This is a genomic window from Methylobrevis pamukkalensis, assembly GCF_001720135.1.
Lineage (GTDB): Bacteria > Pseudomonadota > Alphaproteobacteria > Rhizobiales > Pleomorphomonadaceae > Methylobrevis > Methylobrevis pamukkalensis.
Genome location: NZ_MCRJ01000267.1, coordinates 1 through 1,117, shown reverse-complemented (window position 1 = coordinate 1,117; position 1,117 = coordinate 1). Strand labels below are relative to the sequence as shown.

The 1,117-nt window shown below is 63.7% G+C and carries 1 pseudogene; it reads left to right on the top strand.

Annotated elements, in window-relative coordinates:
- Positions 1 to 1,117: pseudogene (locus A6302_RS23320) on the top strand (hypothetical protein); the annotation flags it as partial.

The following is a 1,117-nucleotide window of genomic DNA, read 5'->3' as shown; positions in this document are numbered from 1 at the left end:
GTGGATTCGGACGGTGACGGAATTACGGACGCCGGTGAACTGCGGACACTGGCCTCGCTCGACATCAGCGCGATCGACCTGAATTACACGGCTGTGAACTTCACGGCTGAGGGCAATCGGATCCACGAACAGTCGGTGTTCGAATACACCAACGGAACGACCGGGCTGGCGGCCGATATATGGTTCGACGTGTCCAACGTGGCCACAAATTCCGAGATCACCTTGACAGGCAACGTCACGATCGACGACCTGCCCGACATCCGCGGGCGCGGCGATGTGGAGTCTCTTCGCTCGGTCATGGTGTCGGATGGCGCGCTGACCACGTTGGTTGCCGGGTTCGTTGCGCAGGATCTGCACGCGCTCGGCAATGCCCGCGCCCAGGCCGAACAGATCATCTATCGCTGGGCAGGCGTCCAGTCCGTCGATCCGTCGTCGCGTGGCGGCTTGTTCGACGGGCGCAAACTTGCGGCGCTGGAAGCCTTTCTCGGCACGGAATTCAGCGTTCAGGGGAACACAAACCCCAATGCCCAGGCTGTCGCTAGCTTAACACAGGCTTGGGACGGCTTGCTGGACGGCATCCTTGCGCGTCTGCTTATGAGCGGACCGCTTGGCGAGGCCATGGCGGAAAGCGCCGTCTATGTCCCGGAAATCGACCGGCTTCTCACGGTTCAGACGCCAGCGGAATTGCTGGCGAGTTTCGCTGCCGCCGCGCCATCCGGAGATGGGGCGGTGGTTGCCGGCTACTGGGCATCGGTTTTGCCGCTGGCCCGGGAGATCGTTCAGGATGTCGGAGGAACCTCGACAGGGGCCGCCTATGCTTCGGCGGTGGATGCCGCACTTGCCGGCACCGGACTGGCAGCCTTCGCGGACCTGCTGGACGATGGCATCGTCAGCGTGTCGACATCGGCCGTTCAACTCCCTGGCGCGGGCGTGTTTCGGCTTTCGGCGGACGGCGACAACCTCACCCTTGCTGGCGGGAGAATGGCCGTCTACGCCGGCGCCGGAAATGACCTCGTTTCGGTTGGGAGCACGGCGACAGTAGCTCGTTTGCTCGACGGCGGCGAAGGAGACGATCAGCTTCAGGGTGGTCTGGGGAACGACTGGCTCGACGGCGGGG